Raw genomic sequence first — 15,578 nt, forward strand, 5'->3', positions numbered from 1 at the left:
CGCCCCGGTTTCCGCGGAGGCTGTTTGGTTTAAGTCAGGCCGCCACGGCGGCGGTCTGACTGGCGAGTTGCCGGTAGTAGTTTGCCTCGGCCTCGGCTGGCGGGATGTAGCCGATGGGTTGGAGCAGGCGTTGGTGGTTGAACCAGGACACCCACTCCAGCGTGGCGAATTCGACGGCCTCCCTAGTTTTCCAGGGTGCCCGGCGGTGAATCAGCTCGGCTTTGTACAAGCCGTTGATGGTCTCTGCCAGCGCGTTGTCGTAGCTGTCGCCCTTGCTGCCTACCGACGGCTCAATGCCGGCCTCGGCCAGCCGCTCGGTGTAGCGGATGCTGACGTATTGCGAGCCCCTGTCGGAGTGGCAAACCAAGCTGTCATCGCGCTCAGGTTGCCGGGCATACAGGGCCTGCTCCAAAGCATCGAGCACGAAGTCCGTGCGCATAGAACTGCTCACTCGCCAGCCTACGATGCGACGAGCGAACACGTCGATGACGAAGGCCACATACAGCCAGCCCTGCCAGGTTGAGACGTAGGTGAAGTCGCTGACCCACAGCTGGTTCGGCCGCTCGGCACGGAACTGCCGATTGACCCGGTCCAGCGGGCATGGGGCCTTGGCATCGCCGATGGTGGTGCGCACGACCTTGCCGCGCACCACGCCGCGCAGCCCCATGCTGCGCATCAACCGCTCGACCGTGCAGCGGGCCACGACGACGCCTTCGCGTGCCAGTTGCCGCCACACCTTCTCGGCACCGTAGACCTGCATGTTGGCTTGCCAGACGCGCTGAATCTGCGGCATTAGCCGCTCGTCGCGTCTGGCGCGGATACAGCGCCTGCTGGGCTCGCGCAGTAGCGCGGCATGACGTCGATAGGCCGACGGGGCAACCTGCAGAACCTTGCAGAGCGGCTCGACCCCGAAGGCATTGCGATGCTGGTCGATGAAGGCCTTCACGACTTCAGTCGGCGGTCGAGCTCCGCCTGGGCGAAAAACGCACTGGCCAGCTTCAATATCTCGTTGGCCCGGCGCAGCTCCTTGACCTCGCGCTCGAGTTCCTTCATCCGCTGCGCCTCGCTGCTCGTCACGCCCTCACGCGCACCGGCATCGACCTCGGCGCGCTTGACCCATTCGTTCAGGGTCTGCGGCACGCAGCCAATCTTTGGGGCTATGGATTCAATGGCCGCCCACAGCGATTGGTACTCTCCGCGCTGCTCCTGCACCATCCTTACCGCGCGCTCGCGTACCTCGGGCGAGAACTTGTTCGACTTGCTCATGGCTCAATCCTCTCAGAGTGTTGAGCCTCCGCGGAAACCGGGGCGGTTCAGTGCCAGACGACGACGGCAGCCGGGTTTCGCTTCTGGAGGATGAATTGGCCCAACTGCGTCAGAATCGCCGTGATACTCAGACTCGGATTGACGCGGCACGACAGTTCGCCAAGAGGTCAGGCGGCTACGAAAACGAGGCCGCCGAACAGATAGGGCGGCTGGCCTCAATCAAGGCAATGCCGAAGAACCCCGACAGCGGCGAATGGCAATGGCCGTTCAGCGAACGAAACCTAGCGCTGGAGTCTCCGGTCGCCGTCGTTCTTCTCAACGAACTGAAGTCGCTCGATAAAGAGTTGCGCATCGCCACCGGCCAGCGCCCCAGGCTCGAAGCCTACTTGGCCGAGCTGACCGGCAAGGCAGATGGGATCGCGGGCGATATCAAGCAGAAGGAAGTGGAACTGTCCGCAGCGATCTCGGCCAACGAAGTCATCGCCCAAATGGGAACCCGCAACAATGCGGCCGCACGTGTGGTCGGTCGAATCAGCCTGTTCTTGGAAACGCTCCTCCCGAATGAGGATCTCGCCAAACTGGAAGCAGAGAATCGCCGCCTCAGCAACAAAGTCAAGCAGCTTGAGGAGCAGGTCGGTGCCGATGACAGCAACGAACACCTAGCCTCGATCCTCAACAACATCTCCGCACAGGTGTCACTATACATACAGAAGTTCAACGCCGAATTCGGCGCTTACCTTGCGCGCCTCAATCTGCCGCAGTTGACGATCATCTTCGATCGACCCGGCCGTCCAGTGCCGATGGGACGCACCGGCGGCGGCGAGAACCATCTCGCTTACCATCTGTCAGCACTGCTCGCCCTCCATCTGTTCGCGGCGCAGAACAACCGTCCGATTCCACGCTTCCTGCTGATCGACCAACCAACCCAGGTTTACTTCCCCTCTGAGCAGGTCTACAGGGACGCCGATGGATCGGTGCAGAAGACGGAAGCCGACGCCGACCTAGATGCGGTGCGTCGGCTGTTCGAGTTGTTGCTGAAGTTCACGCAGGAAGATGTCCCAGGTTTCCAATTGATCGTCACTGAGCATGCGAACCTGCGCGAGCATTGGTTTCAAAACGCGCTGGTCGAGGAACCGTGGACCAAGCCGCCTGCGCTGGTTCCGGAGGATTGGCCGACAGAAACGGCGAACTGATCCATCACGCGGCTACATCTTGGTTGCCCTTTAGAGCGCGAACGCAGTGATACGGTCAAGGGAACAGCAGGACCGCCTATACCCAGCCCAAAGCGAGGGGACGATGGAAGCAGGATAGGGGGACGTCGGCGCAGCACGGAAACGGCGGAGACGCGGCACGGCGGCGTACAAGGTGGATTCGACGCATTCTCGGTCGCCTCTGCTAGAGCATGCGAAGAAGCGAACCGATGGCGCGTAAACCCGCATCAACACACGACTCCGCCTCTTGTATGTTCAAGAGGTCAGTAGAGAACGGAGAGAGAAACACGGCTGGATGGGCACCGAAAACGGCACCTGCGGCAGGTGCATGCTCAAGAGGCCAATACGGGAAGCCCCGCCAACACTGGGGTTGCGGGCATAAAAAGACCCAACGGCCCACCAGGATTCGAACCTGGAACCAAAGGATTATGAGTTCGTCGCCAACGCACTATGCCTAGGAAAATCAAGCATAGGGGAGCGTAAGCTACAGAACAAAAAAGTAATTTGCAACAGTAGCTTAGCGCAGCTTGGCGAAGGTGGGAAAAGCTAAGCTCTGTACCAGCAGCGTACCTACGCATGGTTGATGTGCCACTACAACCCGGTGTCAAGAAATGCTGACTTGAGTGCCCGACAGTGGTCCGAACGGATACACAAATGTGTATCCGTTGTGGTATGGTTCAGCTATGGCACTTAAAGACTCCGGGATGCGTATTCGGGTGGAAAAAGATCTACGCGAAGCGTTCGTGCAAGCTTGCCGTGCGCAAGATCGGCATGCTGCGGATGTACTGCGGGATTTCATGCGCACCTTCACGGAGAAGCAGTTACAAGGACAGGCGGATCTGTTCGCCAGCTCCAAGAGAAAACGGAAATGAACGTGCAGACGGAACAAGAGCTGATAGCCCTCTGCCATGCCCTCATCGGAGGACATGGCGGCCTGTCTGCGGCCGAGCGCAAGCTCGTAAAGACCGCGCCGGCATCGGCGCTCAAGCTTCGGGACATCGAGGCGATCCGCAAGGCGATCTCGCGCGGCACCGACCCGCTCGGCGAAGCCTTTTCGTCGATTCGCTCCGCGGCTGTGCGTCGTGCAGCCGGTGCCGTCTACACGCCTGCGCCGATCGTGCGCTCGATGATGACCTGGCTGGCCAGCCAAGGAACGCCAGCCCGCATCGTCGATCCTGGGGCGGGGTCGGGTCGCTTCATCCTGGCCGCGGGTCTTGCCTTTCCTGACGCGCAGCTCGTGGCCGTGGAGATGGCCCCCCTGGCCGCGCTGATGCTGCGCGCGAACCTGAGCGCTCGCGACTGGACCGATCGGGCGACCGTTCTGGTCAAGGACTATCGGGAGGTCAAGCTGCCGCGCTGCGCCGGCATGACGGCCTTCATAGGCAATCCGCCCTACGTGCGACATCACGACATCGCCGAGGACTGGAAAGCCTGGTATGCCTCGAACTTCGCCGACTTCGGCATCAAGGCGAGTGCACTGGCCGGCCTGCATCTGCACTTCTTCCTGCAAACGCGCTTGCTCGCCAAGGCGGGCGACGTGGGTGCATTCATCACCTCGGCCGAGTGGATGGATGTGAACTACGGTTCGGCGCTGCGCCGGCTGCTGCTCGACGAGCTGGGCGGGATCGCCCTGCACGTGCTTGAGCCAACCGTCGAAGCCTTCCCCGGAACGGCGACAACGGCGGCGATCACCTGCTTCCGCGTCGGCGAGACGGCCGAGCCGGTTCGAGTGCGCGCCGTCGACGAGCTGGAACGCCTCAACGGCTTGACCAAGGGAACCGACATCCCGCGCGAACGCCTGCATGCCGCGCCGCGCTGGTCAATCATCGTCCGCCCGTCCGAGCCAGCAGCGGCTGGCGACATCGAGCTTGGCGAGCTGTTCCGTGTGCATCGCGGCCAGGTCACAGGAGCAAACGACATCTGGATCGCTGGTGAGCATGCGAAGGACTTGCCCGATCGCGTCAAGCTGCCGGCCGTCACTAAGGCCAAAGACTTGATACAGGCCGGTGCGCATCTGCACTCGGCCGAGGTTCTGCGCCGTGTCATCGACCTGCCGGCCGAGCTGGACGACTTCACCAAGGAAGAGCGGAGACGCATCAGCGCTTTCCTGTCCTGGGCGAAGATCAACGGCGCGGATCAGAGCTATATCGCACAGCACCGCAAAGCTTGGTGGTCCGTGGGCCTCAAAGCCCCGGCCCCGATCCTGTGCACCTACATGGCCCGCCGGCCGCCTCAGTTCACGCTCAACGCATGCGACGCGCGACACATCAACATCGCGCACGGCCTCTACCCTCGCCAGCCGCTGGCCGATGGAGTGATGCCCCGGCTGGTGACGTGGCTCAACAAGAACATCAACACGGGGAGCGGCAGAACCTATGCCGGCGGCTTAACCAAGTTTGAGCCCAAGGAGATCGAGCGCCTGCGCATCCCAAGCCTGGAAACACTTCTCGCATGACAAGCGCACCGCCTCGATGGACCACTGCCGAACTGGCTGAAGACGCCGCAACCTCCGCCGCACAGTTCCGGGCCGAGCGCCTGGCTGTCACTGACTCCTGGGCAACCCACTACAACCAAGCGCGCGGTAAGTTTGAGCTGCTGTTCAAGAAGTTGAGCGACCTCAACCCTGGCGCGATCACCGATGACAACCTGGCCGAAGCCTACGGTCTGGGACTCGGCGAAGCTTTGCGCTACCTGGCCGGCCCACCAATCTCCGATGACGATCTGCAAGTCATCGCCGATGTCGAGTCGATCGCCCCGGGCGTCTTGAAGAAGAACTCCGAGGCGCTGCGTAAGGTGTTCGAGGTCATCGAGCGCGTGATTGATCCGCATCGGTTCCCGTGGATGGAGGCCGGCGGCGCACCGACCGATCAACAACGCGAAGCGGCCTTGTTGGCTTCGTCGGTGCTCCTGGCCGCGCAGCGCATCGCCACCGAGCGACGCAACGAGGGCAAGCAGAACCAAGAGACGACGGTGAAGGACTACCTTCGCAGCCTGGGCTTCACCGAGGCCCCGGCCGTGGCGATCAACACGATCGTCAAAGGGCCGCAGGCCATGCAGTTCTGCGCTGAATGCCAGCTCGGCGAGCGCAAGGCTGATGTCGTCGTGCGCCTGCACGATACGCGCCTCATGGCTATCGAGTGCAAGGTGTCGAACAGCGCGACCAACAGTGTCAAACGCCTGAACAACGACGCAGCAGTCAAAGCCGAATACTGGATCAAGCAGTTCGGCACCGCGCAAGTCGTACCGGCCGCTGCGCTGGCTGGGGTTTTTAAGGTGCTGAATCTCGAACAGGCGCAGACGCGCGGCTTATCCCTGTTCTGGTCGCATGATCTCGATAAGCTCGGTGCTTTCATCGAATCAACAAAGTAATTCCGAACTGTACGTTGAGGCTATTAATCAATTCAGCCAGCGCACCATCTGATCGCATCCTGATCTCGGCTGGTTGAAAACCACAATAAGGGGCATCTATCGTGAAGCTTTCTGCTGTCATTCTTGAAAACTTCCGAGGGTACTCTCAACGTACTCGAATTGAGATTGATGATCTGACCGCTTTCATCGGGAAGAACGATGCAGGCAAATCAACAATTCTTGAAGCTCTTGATATTTTCTTCAACGACGGCAAGCCAGAACGCGGTGATGCTTGCGTGCATAGCACAGATACGATGATCCGTATTGGCTGTGCGTTCGCAAGCCTTCCGACGGAGATAGTTCTTGACGCTGCCGCTCATACCTCGCTCGCTGCCGAACATCTGTTGAACGAAAAAGGTGAGTTGGAAATCATCAAAGAATGGGATTCGTCAGCCAAAACTCCGAAAGAATCAGTTTTCGCGATAGCGATGCATCCAACCAACGCTGATGCGACCGATCTGCTAACTCTAAAGAACAGCGACCTCAAAGCCAGGGTCAAGAAGTTGGGGATTGACGAATCCACGGTGAGTCTGGCGATCAACGGAAGCATGCGGCAAGCCATCCGTGAGGCATGCCACCCGCTTACGCTTGAACGGAAGTCGCTGCCACTCGACAAGGAAGACGCAAAGAAGGTTTGGGAGCAACTTAGGCCCCAACTTCCGATGTACGCGCTCTTTCGGTCAGATCGGCCAAGCCAAGACGGCGACGAAGAAGTTCAGAGTCCGCTCAAGTTCGCGATTACCCAAGCTTTGAAGGAGCTGGCGGACGACCTGAAGAAAATCGAGGATGCGGTAAGACTACGGGCAGAGGATGTCGCGAAGCGGACTTTGGCGAAGCTGAACGAAATGGACGGTCGTCTAGCTAGCGAGCTGAAGCCGTTTTTCAAGGCGGACCCCAAATGGGATGTCTTTAAATTTGGTTTGGTAGGGGACAACGATATTCCCATCAACAAGCGAGGGAGCGGTGTCCGCCGTCTCATCTTGTTGAACTTTTTCAGAGCCGAAGCGGAACGCCGGCGCACGGAAAAGGGGGCGTTGAGCGTAATCTATGCCATCGAGGAACCGGAAACCTCGCAGCACCCCGACAACCAGCGGTTGCTTGTTCAGGCACTCAAAGAGCTTGCCATAGACGAGAACACGCAAGTGCTAGTCACCTCCCACACACCGGGTCTGGCCGGTCTTCTGCCGAGTGACAGTCTGCGATGTGTTCGCAAGCAAGCGGACGGAACGGCGGCCGTATCACATTGCAGTGACGACGACTTGGTGGTGATTGCAAATGAGCTTGGCGTTTTACCGGATCGGCGCGTCCAAGTCTTAGTTTTTGTCGAGGGCACAAACGATATTGAATTCCTTGAAGGAATCAGCGCCATGCTCAAGCCAAGCATGGCCGATGTCGTGGACTTCACTAGCGATAGTCGGGTGGCCCTGGTTCCTCTGGGGGGCGCGTCTCTGAAGCAATGGGTTGCCAAGCATTACCTGAAGAACCTTGGCCTGCCAGAAGTACACATCTATGACCGGGATGATGCGAATCCACCGAAGTATCAGCCTGAGTGTGATGCAGTAAATGCCCGGACGAATGGATCATGGGCAGTGATAACGACCAAGCGTGAGCTTGAAAATTACCTCCATGCCGATGCTATTTCGGAAGGAATGAACGGCATTGGCATCACTTTTACTGACACGTGCGATGTGCCGCTGATTGTGGCAAAAGCGGTTCATGAGGCATCGGGCAGTCCGCGAACGTGGGCGGACATTTTGGGCGACCACAAGGAACTCGCGGATAAAGTCAGCCGGGCCAAGAAGCGTCTCAATCGCGATGCCGTCGCGAAAATGACGGCTGCTAGATTTTCACAGAGCGACGCTGCCGGTGAGGTGTCCGGCTGGTTGAAGCAGATTCACGCCATGCTTGTGTGATCGCTTGGTACGCTGACCTTTGACTTGGAGTTGGAAAGAGAGGCAGTAGTCGCCGTTTCACGGGTTCCTGACCTCCAATTTCCAGCGGCTAAGGCTGGCGTCTTGGACGGCGGCCACCTTGTCCGTATGCCGGTAGATGTAGGTCGCCAGTTTCTCCAACTGTTCGGTCTTGATTCCGGCCGACTTGCCCTCGTTTAGCCGCTTGGCGATCTGATTCAAGTTCCGGCCGATGCCCCTGAGCTGATACGACGATTCCCATAGAGCCTTCGTTGTTTCCATCGTGAATTGCGGTTCGTGGGTCAGGCTGGCCCGCACGCAGTTGACGATCCAGCGATGAGGGGAACAGCCCTCGGCATCGGCCTTGATCATGATGCTCTGGTACTCGGTTGGCGTGAGTCGAACCTCGACCCGTTCCTTTGGCCCATCGTCTGGATGGCCGGCAGCCTGAGTGGCGACCCAGTTGCGCACCTCGTTCGGTATGTTGTCCTGGACGAGGTAGCGCATTAGCGCCCGGATCACCTCAGACGGCTTCTTGTCCGACTTCGCGCACCATTCCTCCCATTGCGCTTGCAATCCGGCCGGTACGCGAACGCGGTAAATGTGACTGTCGCGGGTCGCTCCGATTTCAGTTTTTCTCGGCATGGCCTTCCCGATGGAAATATGTTCAGTTCACGTGCTTGCTCGTAGTGTGGCACAAAATACCGGCGTTAGCCTATCCTGCACTAGCCCACACTCCCCCTCGTTTTTTCGTCATGACGAAGAAATTTTGGGTCATGGCCAAGGACATCCAGAAAGATGGATGCATGGTTCGCTGTGCATCGGGCGGCCAACCTTTGCTGGGCGAGGGCTACTTTCAACTGCTCGTTGCCTTCGGGCGTGGTGCCGCTGTTTGCAATACAAGTCATTCACTTGCAGATCAGCACGCTGCCCCCTTAGCCCTACGGGCGTGGTGGAGAAAAAGGCGGCTTCGCCGCCGCAGCCTTCGGGGGAAGGAGCAACAGGCTCGGCATCAGTCGGCATAAGCGCCAAAAATTTCGTCATGACGAAATTTTCGAGATCGGGACTCAGACCTCCAGCGCTGCTTTTGGTCACTGGCAGAGCCTTGTAGTCGTAGTAATCGTATTATTACGACTATTACTACCAATCCAGGTATGGTGACACGGCGCCGACCTGGCCGAGCTGCCTGCGTCACCAATGCCCAGCAATGGTGACAGGCCCGCGCGATCGAGGAAAATCCACCGTCACCCAAAGAAAAGCCCCGCCGAGGCGAGGCCGTGGTGCAGATCGAGAAGGAAATTACCGCCGACGCAGCGCAAGCAGGACATGACGCCAGAAGATGCGCCATTCGCCACGCCGGCCATCATTGAGCAGCAACGACCTGAACATGGCGAAGGCTTCGGCCGGGCGCTTGCGGTATGCCTGGGCCATCACTTCGTCGTGCGACTTGTCCCTCATCGCTCGAACTCCATCAACGGAAGCGGGTAGGCCCGCACGATATTCTCCATGTTGTACCCGTACTCAAGGCGGCCGAGCGTTGAGGGCTTGGCCCCTGTCCGCTTCGCCGCCTGGGCGATTTCTCGCACGTCTCTGGCGTGATCCGGGGCAAGGCCGAGAACCTTGACTTTGATGTTCCGTGGGTCGTCTGCCCGTTCCCACTCTTGCAACCAGTGGGCAATGCGCCGACTGTCAGGAACAAAACCAGTTGCGTGCGTCATAAGGCGCATTAGAGCTTCATGTTCTAGCTGGCTAAACATGGTTCATCCCCCCTTAGACATGCTGCCACCTTCTGATCGCCACGCAGTCCGCAGCCGTTCCGCGACCGCTTCACGGTAAGCCGGATTTCGCGCCCAAAGGCTTCGTCCCATTGCAAGGTGTTCAAGGCGACCGGCAGTGGTTTGGTGCCCGGTACGAGGGTCAAGGCGGGTCGATGTCGGGTTAAGCATTCTTCCCGCTACGCTCACCATACGAGCCGGAACAATAGCGCCTTGCGCCATTCCGCGCATAGTCACGGCAGCACTGCTGATGCCGCCGGCAAGCTGCCCTGCCACGTTGTTGACTTCCTGGACAAGCCAGAACATTACGGACGTGAAGGTCAGCAGCACCAATGACGTGAATAACGTGTTTTGATCGCTGTCCAGATCGACGCTATTGACGATGGCATCGAAGCCTTTGAAGATCAGGCCCATGACAGCGGCCACAAGGGCAATGCGCAGGATGTAGGTCATTACCTGCCCGAACCAGGAATCGAAGAATTTCGCCGTGACAGGCCAGAGCAACAGCGCAATAAAAAACGGCCCAATGCCAAGCATGAGCGTCAGGCCAGCCTTTGCGACAACGATCATGCCGCCGGCTGGGATGGCGAGTAGCCCGGTAGCAACCGCAATGATGATCGCGTTCAAGCCTTCGCCGAGCATCATGCCCATTTCAGTGAAGCTCCGGTTCCCCGCACGTTCCCACAAGTCGCCAGCAATGCCCCACCCTTTGCCGAGAGCAGCATCTATCACCTGATAGACCGATGTCGGGCTAGCCGATGCATCCGTTCCGGCGAAGGCCGACGTGAAGCCTGTTTCCATCGACTGGAGGCTTCCGACGACCCAATCCGAATAGGTGCTTGCATTCAGCGCCAGGGCACCAATGAACAGACATTTGACGCACGTCTTGATGAACACGGAGAACGGCATTTCGACGTAACCCCACCCGATGGCATAGCCCATCAGCGTCAGGTGGATGGTGGCCCCGCCGATGAAGAACAGAGTGAAAGTCGAGATGACTTCGCCCACTGTGCCGCTGATGAACGGTTTCAGCGCGGTATCGAGGTACTGACCAATGAACTGAAAAATCATCGGGCCCATGTTATTCCTCCTTCTTGCCAGCATCGACCTGCGGCATCTTCAAAAAGCCACGCCGCGAAAGGTCTTTCTCGTTCTGCGCCTGCTGGGCATTGATGCAGTTCGGAGAGGCCGCCAGTTCGCCAGGATTGACCTTGCACGTGGCGATCATTGCCTTGCGCTCGGTGTCATGGGCCTTGTACCAATCGACGGTTTGAATTGGCGTGTTCTCGCCGCAGCCGGCTAGGACGGCCACGACGACCAGGGAGAGAGCGAGCTTTTTCATTTCCTCACCTCTCGCGTTTCCGCATCGATGACACGGCCGGAACCGTGGCGAGCTTTGTGTTGCTGCGCCACGTCCAGCGCGAGGGCCAGCTCGGCCGCGTCGATAATGCGCAGCGCCGTGACCGTGCGTAGGGCGCTTTCTCGCGTACCGGCCCAATGGCCCGCGAAGCGTTCGCCTGACCGGCGCAGCATGAACATGCACCCGAGCAAGCAACCCAGGGAGAGGAACACCGCAGCATAGGACGATATGTGGCTGTCCTGGCTCGGCAGCGTGATACCTGTCCAATCGACCAGGGCGAGTAGGAACGGCATGAATGCCAGGATGCCGGCGACAAGATCACCGTGCAGCATCGAGGGCGCACGTCGGCTGACCTCGCGCATGAAACCCATCCGGTCGATGCACGACCAGAAGCGCCACATTGCCAGCAGGATGAAAAAGCAGAGCGCCACCAGGGGAATATGAAAATAGGAAATCATGGTCGCATCTCCCTTAGTTTGTGGCCTGGGGCTGAATCCAGCCGCGCCGTGCAGCCGCCTTGGCATTCAATTCGCGTCGCCGTTGTTCCTGCAAGCGATCTTCGGCAGCCGCGACCATCTGATACATCTGGAGCTTGGTTTGCTCGTTCTGAATCATGGCCTGTTCGGCTGCGATACGGGCTTGCAGCTCGACAATCGCCTTGGAGTCGGGCGTGTCGTTGATCTTCGCCATGAGCTGGTCGATTTGAGTTAGCCGCGACTTCGCCTTGTCATAGGCATCCAGAGCAAAAGCCTTGTCCTGTGCACCCTTGACGGCCTGGGCTTCGCATGCCGTTCGCTGGTCTGCGACCTTGAAATGCGCGCAGGCATCGAACGCATTATTGCCCTCATAGATCGACAGCGCCCGGCCGCTCAGGCTGGAATAGCCGCCCGACTTCACAGCGTCGTACACGCCCTGCCAGTCGCTCGGCAGGTACTCGCGCAACGCCGGGTTGTTCAGGATGTTACCCAGGCCACGCGAACCAGTCAGCGACTCGTATTGCTGCTTCATCTGGTTGATTTGGCTGGTCATCTGGTCGTACTGCATCTTCCACTTGGCGATGGTTTCGACATGGGCGGTGACCTGCTGCGCAATGGAAGCGCCGTCAGTGACCGGAATCTGCGCGTATGTGGAATTGCTCAGGAAGACCGAGCAAGCAACGGTGACTACCGCCAGGGTTTTGAGAGATTGCATGTTTGCCACTCCTTTTCGGTGAGAAGGAGGGGACGCTAGCCGTCTTTCCGACCTGTCCACCGGCTCTTTCGAGCTACTGTTCCCGGCAGTCAGCCCCTCATTACTTGGGGCGGCACCCTGCCCACGTTGCACGGGCCTCGGGCTAATCACAACGGTCTTTCCGCGTCGTCAGGGCCGTCTTTTCCGGTTCCCACGGTCACGCCACTTTCGGCGGGTCAGATCGGCATCTCGATGCATTCCCCGATCATCAGGCCCTTCTTTTCAGGCCGGCAGCCCAGTGCGCCGAAGCGCTCTTGGGGCAAACAAGCGTCCCCCTTGGGGGATACGGTGACCGGGGACAACCCGGCCGATTTACCAATCGGTTCGATCAATACTGAATTCTCCGCTCAAATACGGAATATTCGCAAGCTCCTCCAAGACTTGATCCACAGTTCTGAACCAAAGTTGACGTCCGTGGCCATCAACAACGCGGCGGAGATCTCCGGCATTCTCCACGCTCAAGGCGTATCCGTGCCACCGATTCGCTTTTAGGATCACGCGCACGAACCCCGTTCGCTCCAAGCTGTCGCAGTAAGCATCCAGGTCTCCATAGCGCAAGATCGCAATCGGGCAGCGGCTCTGCGGTCGAGAAGTCATTTGACGGTGGCCCCCTTTCTGCCAAGCATGGTCTGGATGCGCTCCAGGTGGTGACGAATGACCTCGGGCGAAGCTGTCTGAACTGGTTTCTCAGCTGGTGTGCTCTGAATGCGCAATCTCTTTTCCTTCGCGGCAAGGCCGGCCGATGGTGTGAAACGTCCTTGACGAAAGCGATCCGAAATCGCGCGAAACCAGCGTTCCGGGCTGGTCTTGATGCTCTGCGTTGCCATCACTCCTGTAAGTTCGTCCAGGAGCATCTGTGCATCGTTGACATCGAGGCCACTCACCATAGGTGCGATGGCACCGCGCTCCCGCTCATTCAGGCGTGGAGGCCACACCAATGCGCCGCAGGCGCCTTTCTCCGCCTCGCCTGGTACAGGCGAAGGGGGCGGCGTGTGGACAACCTTCGCCAGTAGTTGTAGTGACGATTCTTTAATGGTTCTCGTTGGTGGTTCATGGGGTGACACAGCCCTGTCGTCCTGGGACGTCTGCTGTGTCACCGGGGGAGTAACGGCGGTGTCGCCCCCCAGTGCCAATCTGTCGGAGGGGGTGGGAGACGGGGGTGACAAATTGACGGGGGGAGATTCGAGGCACAGGTAGTAAGCATTCGAGGATTGCCCTCCATCGCCTCGAAATCTGCGCTCGATATGCAGGAAGCCACGTTCTTCCAGCTCTTTCAAAACGCGCTGCACCGTTCGCTCAGACGCACAGCACTTTTCGGCGATGAGCCGCACGCGCGGCCAGCACTTCCCGACCTCATCGGCCGAATCAGCCAAGGCCATCAGGATCAGCTTTGAATTGGGTGGCAGCCGCTGCTCCCATGCCCAGTTCATCGCTTTGATGCTCATCGCGCCAGCGCTCCTTGCGCACTGCTATCGAGTGCGAGCGCGTCCTTCACTTGAAGGGTGCGGAAGTACACCCGCCGGCCAACCCGCAGCATTGTGGGCTTGAGCTTGCGGGCGACATCATTATTCGAGTACAGCGCAACCCGGATACCGTCTGGCGAGCGACCGAGCAACCCCGCCACGTCGCCAAGACTCATGAGTGGGCCATACCGCTGAAGTAGATATTCTTCCGTTGTCATCAATACATCCACCGAAATAATGAGTCGATGGGCGTATTTTTTGACTGATATGGCTATTGGTCAAATCTAAGCAATTGATTTTTAAAGCCAAATCCAGCTATTTCGCCATACCAAAATGCGTCATCCTCGATTACCAAAATATGGCATCTTGGCGTCGAACATTTCGCGGATAGAAAAATATCCTTTCAAATCAAATAATTGTATCGACTATAAAAATAAGAAAATCCATTGAAATAATTCATGGATTTCCTGTCTTTTTCGCGACCTGATCGAGCTTGCCCACCAAGTCCTCCGCGCGCAGGTGAGTGTATCGCTTGAGCATCTGCATCGACTTGTGGCCGCTGATGGCCGCGACCTCCTGGTCGGACAAGCCTGCTTCCACAAAGCGGCTTACGGCTTCGTGACGCAGATCGTGAAAGCGGAAGTCCGGCAAGCCGGCATCCTTCTTGATGCGCATCCAGATCGGATTGAACTGATAAGCCCGGCGCTTGTTGTCACGTCCGGGCTCACCGAAAAAGATCAGGTCGGTATCAATTGGGCGCACCGGGTTGTTCAGCGCCTCTCGAAACAGCCGGGTTGCCTCGACCGTCAGAGGAACGGTACGCGACATCGTGTTCTTCGTTTCCTGGAGGCGTGCCACGCGCCGGTCAAGATCGACCTGGCTTCGGCGCAAGCCCGTAATCTCCGAAGAACGCATTCCTGTTTCGAGCGCGATGCGCACGATCCAGCCGAGCATCGGGTTCGAGTGAGCATCGACCGCGACCATCAAGCGGATTTCTTCCTCTCGAGTGAGCCGTCGATCCCGTCCTGGGCTGGGCGCAGGACGGCGAATGCTTTGCACGGGGTTGTAGGTCAGGCCGATGCCCCATTCCTTGATCGCTACGTTGAACAGGTGGCCGAGCAATGCGAGATCGAGACGGACCGTGTTGGGCGAACGGGGCTTGGGGGCGGGCTTGCCCTTGGCGTCTTTGCGATCCAGGCCAGCGAGCCGGTCGTCGCGGTACTTGGCGATCAGTTCCGGCGTCAGTGCGGCCAACGAATACCTGCCCAGATTCTGCATCAATGGCTTCGCGTGTCTCGCGTCGCTGTCGGCCGATGCCTGGCGCTTGGTTGGGGAAACTTCGGAAAGATAGCGCTTGAGTGCGTCCTCGATGGTCATGCGTTCGGACGGCGCACGCTGGATATAAATGCCGCGCACCATTTCGTCTTCGGTGCGCCGCGCCCAATCCTCGGCGTCGCGTTTGGTGCGGAAGGTCTTGGCTGTGGCCGGCCATCCCGTCTTGCGGATGAGCGCCTTCCATGTGCCTGAGGGTGTCTTGACGATGGTCGCCATTCGGTTACTCCAGAACAGTGCGCATGTAACACCACTGTACCGAAACTGTACCGACACGCGAGCACAAGCAAAGGTGGTGGGCCCAGCAGGACTTGAACCTGCAACCAACGGATTATGAGTCCGCTGCTCTAACCAATTGAGCTATAGGCCCTTTTTGCTTTTTTGATGAGACGAAAGGGTAACCGTCCCACTCAATTCCGCCTCGCCGATCCGGCCTCGATCAGTGGATTATGAGTCCTCTGCTCTAACCGTTGAGCTATAGGCCCGGAAACATCCGGAGCATGCAGGCGATGCGTTGGCTGCCGGCTTGGCGCCTCTGGCATCCACGCGGCGCAAGGCGCCGGAGCAGGCGTGAGTTTAACGTCCACGACGGGGCGCTGTCTGCCCGCGCGTCAAACGCCAGC

Annotated in this window: 17 protein-coding genes, 1 tRNA gene and 1 other annotated feature; of the genes, 5 read left to right on the forward strand and 13 right to left on the reverse strand. The window is 58.9% G+C overall.

The genetic code is table 11. The features are described 5' to 3' along the window. Nucleotides 1–34: 34 nt before the first annotated feature. Nucleotides 35–1,266, reverse strand: a protein-coding gene (locus tag XaFJ1_RS12815) for an IS3 family transposase (protein WP_425478926.1) whose coding sequence is annotated in 2 segments (ribosomal slippage) — nucleotides 35–975 and nucleotides 975–1,266 — 1,233 coding nt in all. Because the reading frame shifts where the segments join, the coding sequence is not laid out codon by codon here. Next, nucleotides 872–988 (reverse strand) — a sequence feature (AL1L pseudoknot). (Overlaps the previous gene by 117 nt.) Nucleotides 1,267–1,316: 50 nt before the next feature. On the opposite strand from XaFJ1_RS12815, the gene XaFJ1_RS12820 reads away from it, so the two are divergent. The 5 genes from XaFJ1_RS12820 (at nucleotide 1,317) to XaFJ1_RS12840 (ending at nucleotide 7,798) form a co-directional block, all read left to right on the forward strand. Continuing rightward, nucleotides 1,317–2,459, forward strand: coding sequence for a DUF3732 domain-containing protein (locus XaFJ1_RS12820; RefSeq protein WP_012917104.1), 1,143 nt, complete (start codon nucleotides 1,317–1,319; stop codon nucleotides 2,457–2,459). Between the two features lie 701 nt (nucleotides 2,460–3,160). Continuing rightward, on the forward strand, nucleotides 3,161–3,349 hold the full coding sequence (locus XaFJ1_RS12825) for a hypothetical protein (RefSeq protein ID WP_045757016.1): 189 nt from the start codon (nucleotides 3,161–3,163) through the stop codon (nucleotides 3,347–3,349). Further along, nucleotides 3,346–4,932 (forward strand): Eco57I restriction-modification methylase domain-containing protein, encoded by a 1,587-nt coding sequence (locus XaFJ1_RS12830; protein ID WP_012917105.1) that lies wholly within the window; start codon nucleotides 3,346–3,348, stop codon nucleotides 4,930–4,932. Before XaFJ1_RS12825 ends, XaFJ1_RS12830 begins: the two co-directional genes overlap by 4 nt. Further along, nucleotides 4,929–5,846, forward strand: a complete 918-nt coding sequence (locus XaFJ1_RS12835; RefSeq protein ID WP_012917106.1) for a XamI family restriction endonuclease — start codon at nucleotides 4,929–4,931, stop codon at nucleotides 5,844–5,846. The genes XaFJ1_RS12830 and XaFJ1_RS12835 overlap by 4 nt, the downstream gene beginning before the upstream one ends. Nucleotides 5,847–5,947: 101 nt before the next feature. Continuing rightward, the gene (locus XaFJ1_RS12840; protein ID WP_012917107.1) at nucleotides 5,948–7,798 is read left to right on the forward strand and encodes an ATP-binding protein; all 1,851 of its coding nucleotides are present in this window, start codon (nucleotides 5,948–5,950) and stop codon (nucleotides 7,796–7,798) included. A 57-nt stretch (nucleotides 7,799–7,855) separates the two neighbouring features. Here XaFJ1_RS12840 and XaFJ1_RS12845 read toward each other — a convergent pair whose 3' ends face one another. From XaFJ1_RS12845 to XaFJ1_RS12890, 12 genes are all read right to left on the reverse strand, one after another. After that, a complete protein-coding gene (locus tag XaFJ1_RS12845; RefSeq protein WP_012917108.1) occupies nucleotides 7,856–8,440 on the reverse strand; it encodes a plasmid mobilization protein in 585 nt (194 codons plus the stop codon). Between the two features lie 654 nt (nucleotides 8,441–9,094). Next, nucleotides 9,095–9,253, reverse strand: coding sequence for a hypothetical protein (locus XaFJ1_RS15980; protein WP_012917109.1), 159 nt, complete (start codon nucleotides 9,251–9,253; stop codon nucleotides 9,095–9,097). Next, the gene (locus XaFJ1_RS12850; RefSeq protein WP_012917110.1) at nucleotides 9,250–9,552 is read right to left on the reverse strand and encodes a hypothetical protein; all 303 of its coding nucleotides are present in this window, start codon (nucleotides 9,550–9,552) and stop codon (nucleotides 9,250–9,252) included. Before XaFJ1_RS12850 ends, XaFJ1_RS15980 begins: the two co-directional genes overlap by 4 nt. A 3-nt stretch (nucleotides 9,553–9,555) precedes the next feature. Further along, on the reverse strand, nucleotides 9,556–10,650 hold the full coding sequence (locus XaFJ1_RS12855) for a TrbL/VirB6 family protein (RefSeq protein WP_012917111.1): 1,095 nt from the start codon (nucleotides 10,648–10,650) through the stop codon (nucleotides 9,556–9,558). Nucleotide 10,651: 1 nt separating this feature from the next. Further along, nucleotides 10,652–10,912 (reverse strand): EexN family lipoprotein, encoded by a 261-nt coding sequence (locus tag XaFJ1_RS12860; protein WP_012917112.1) that lies wholly within the window; start codon nucleotides 10,910–10,912, stop codon nucleotides 10,652–10,654. After that, nucleotides 10,909–11,454 carry a hypothetical protein gene (locus tag XaFJ1_RS12865; RefSeq protein ID WP_238988312.1) on the reverse strand — a complete coding sequence of 182 codons (546 nt, stop codon included), beginning with the start codon at nucleotides 11,452–11,454 and terminating at the stop codon, nucleotides 10,909–10,911. Before XaFJ1_RS12865 ends, XaFJ1_RS12860 begins: the two co-directional genes overlap by 4 nt. Then, nucleotides 11,402–12,121 (reverse strand): P-type DNA transfer protein VirB5, encoded by a 720-nt coding sequence (gene virB5 / locus XaFJ1_RS12870; RefSeq protein ID WP_012917114.1) that lies wholly within the window; start codon nucleotides 12,119–12,121, stop codon nucleotides 11,402–11,404. Before virB5 ends, XaFJ1_RS12865 begins: the two co-directional genes overlap by 53 nt. A 215-nt stretch (nucleotides 12,122–12,336) precedes the next feature. Next, nucleotides 12,337–12,492 (reverse strand): hypothetical protein, encoded by a 156-nt coding sequence (locus tag XaFJ1_RS15985; protein WP_187388413.1) that lies wholly within the window; start codon nucleotides 12,490–12,492, stop codon nucleotides 12,337–12,339. Nucleotides 12,493–12,753: 261 nt separating this feature from the next. Next, entirely contained in the window at nucleotides 12,754–13,605 is an 852-nt protein-coding gene (locus XaFJ1_RS12875; protein ID WP_012917116.1) for a helix-turn-helix domain-containing protein, read from the reverse strand. Continuing rightward, nucleotides 13,602–13,799: a plasmid-related protein gene (locus XaFJ1_RS12880; RefSeq protein ID WP_230598090.1), complete on the reverse strand. Its 198-nt coding sequence runs from the start codon at nucleotides 13,797–13,799 to the stop codon at nucleotides 13,602–13,604. The genes XaFJ1_RS12875 and XaFJ1_RS12880 overlap by 4 nt, the downstream gene beginning before the upstream one ends. A 280-nt stretch (nucleotides 13,800–14,079) precedes the next feature. Next, the gene (locus XaFJ1_RS12885; RefSeq protein WP_012917118.1) at nucleotides 14,080–15,174 is read right to left on the reverse strand and encodes an integrase; all 1,095 of its coding nucleotides are present in this window, start codon (nucleotides 15,172–15,174) and stop codon (nucleotides 14,080–14,082) included. A 74-nt stretch (nucleotides 15,175–15,248) separates the two neighbouring features. Beyond that, nucleotides 15,249–15,325, reverse strand: a tRNA-Ile gene (locus XaFJ1_RS12890). Nucleotides 15,326–15,578 lie beyond the last annotated feature (253 nt).

It is taken from the genome of Xanthomonas albilineans (genome assembly GCF_009931595.1).
GTDB classification, from domain to species: domain Bacteria; phylum Pseudomonadota; class Gammaproteobacteria; order Xanthomonadales; family Xanthomonadaceae; genus Xanthomonas_A; species Xanthomonas_A albilineans.

Bases quoted from the DNA above. Each gene is read 5' to 3' on its own strand.
- XaFJ1_RS12865 (WP_238988312.1), bottom strand. From the start codon at position 11,454: ATGCCAAGGCGGCTGCACGGCGCGGCTGGATTCAGCCCCAGGCCACAA.
- XaFJ1_RS12845 (WP_012917108.1), bottom strand. From the start codon at position 8,440: ATGCCGAGAAAAACTGAAATCGGAGCGACCCGCGACAGTCACATTTAC.
- XaFJ1_RS12830 (WP_012917105.1), top strand. From the start codon at position 3,346: ATGAACGTGCAGACGGAACAAGAGCTGATAGCCCTCTGCCATGCCCTC.
- XaFJ1_RS12885 (WP_012917118.1), bottom strand. From the start codon at position 15,174: ATGGCGACCATCGTCAAGACACCCTCAGGCACATGGAAGGCGCTCATC.
- XaFJ1_RS12875 (WP_012917116.1), bottom strand. From the start codon at position 13,605: ATGAGCATCAAAGCGATGAACTGGGCATGGGAGCAGCGGCTGCCACCC.
- XaFJ1_RS12880 (WP_230598090.1), bottom strand. From the start codon at position 13,799: ATGAGTCTTGGCGACGTGGCGGGGTTGCTCGGTCGCTCGCCAGACGGT.
- virB5 (WP_012917114.1), bottom strand. From the start codon at position 12,121: ATGCAATCTCTCAAAACCCTGGCGGTAGTCACCGTTGCTTGCTCGGTC.
- XaFJ1_RS12825 (WP_045757016.1), top strand. From the start codon at position 3,161: ATGGCACTTAAAGACTCCGGGATGCGTATTCGGGTGGAAAAAGATCTA.
- XaFJ1_RS12860 (WP_012917112.1), bottom strand. From the start codon at position 10,912: ATGAAAAAGCTCGCTCTCTCCCTGGTCGTCGTGGCCGTCCTAGCCGGC.
- XaFJ1_RS12855 (WP_012917111.1), bottom strand. From the start codon at position 10,650: ATGGGCCCGATGATTTTTCAGTTCATTGGTCAGTACCTCGATACCGCG.
- XaFJ1_RS15980 (WP_012917109.1), bottom strand. From the start codon at position 9,253: ATGAGGGACAAGTCGCACGACGAAGTGATGGCCCAGGCATACCGCAAG.
- XaFJ1_RS12850 (WP_012917110.1), bottom strand. From the start codon at position 9,552: ATGTTTAGCCAGCTAGAACATGAAGCTCTAATGCGCCTTATGACGCAC.
- XaFJ1_RS12835 (WP_012917106.1), top strand. From the start codon at position 4,929: ATGACAAGCGCACCGCCTCGATGGACCACTGCCGAACTGGCTGAAGAC.